The following is a 1,073-nucleotide window of genomic DNA, read 5'->3' on the forward strand; positions in this document are numbered from 1 at the left end:
GATCACCACCATGGCATTTTGATCGTGGTTATAAGGCTTGAAGCGCGGCATGCTGACCACTCCTCGTCTGTTTTCTCGATCCTACCAAAACTTAGCCGTCAGCGGGGTTTTTCTACAGGCTCAACGCTCGCAATAAGCGGCGCGAGGAACGAGCGTCCGGCGACCGCAGGGAGCGAACTTGATTGCTTGGTTATGTGCCAACTGCTAAATACCTTGAACAAGGATATCCACAGGAAGCTTATAGGCTTTCAATGAAATCCCCCACAACTCGTTGCTTTGAGTACTTCCGCCACAAACCAAAGCGACTAGCTCTCCATCTTCACCGATGATTGGTGCACCACTACAGCCTTTGAAATGCTCATGTCCAGGATGCGCGAAAGGCAACTTGAAGTAATGGTAGTCGCCGTCAGTTCGCAAATATTCCAGGCCTGTGTAAACTCGCACCTCGGTGACCAAACAATCTTTCCCGCCGTGCTGCTCCAACGATGGCTGAACCAGGCCGCTAAAGCCATACTTTGTGTGACTATGCGGCGAGATTTCTAAAGAAGGGCAAAGCTCCGAAATGAATTCCTCTGAAATTATCCTTGATGTATGCGGATCAATCTCTTGCCGCTTAGCGAACGTTGTCTCCGGCACCTCAACGTAAGAGAAGTCGACATCCACCACCTCCGACGTGTGTATATTCGCCTTCATCAAGAAGTTGATGCCACCTAACCTGTACAATTCTGCGCCTTTGTTAGGAACGTACTGCTGCTGAATAGCCCATACGGCGCCATTGCCAGTAGCGTGCTGGACGGACAGCAGTAACTTCTTACCGCCATATCTTACAAAACACCCTGACGCGATTCCGGTTGGCACCCCACCACCATTGGTAGACACAAGCGGAACGGTGGAAAGCCAGAGCTTCCTTTCAAAATCATCAATCATCAACGAACTTTCCTTGGCACATAACGTCGTGGTGTGCGGCGAGGCCGCATTTGGCGGACTGCTTGCTCTGCAAGCAGTGTGACATCTGCGGAATCGTCCGACACTACCACTTTGTTATTTGCTGATGGCGTTGCACGGACATTTGC

At 50.8% G+C, this 1,073-nt stretch carries 1 protein-coding gene; it reads right to left on the reverse strand.

The genetic code is table 11. The features are described from left to right. Positions 1–204: 204 nt before the first annotated feature. The gene (locus HP566_RS01455) at positions 205–927 is read right to left on the reverse strand and encodes a hypothetical protein (RefSeq protein ID WP_249975482.1); all 723 of its coding nucleotides are present in this window, start codon (positions 925–927) and stop codon (positions 205–207) included. Between the last annotated feature and the right edge of the window lie 146 nt (positions 928–1,073).

It is taken from the genome of Vreelandella olivaria, assembly GCF_023507745.1.
Taxonomy (GTDB): domain Bacteria; phylum Pseudomonadota; class Gammaproteobacteria; order Pseudomonadales; family Halomonadaceae; genus Vreelandella; species Vreelandella olivaria_A.

Coding starts and splice junctions, on each gene's coding strand:
- HP566_RS01455 (WP_249975482.1), bottom strand. CDS start 927: ATGATTGATGATTTTGAAAGGAAGCTCTGGCTTTCCACCGTTCCGCTT.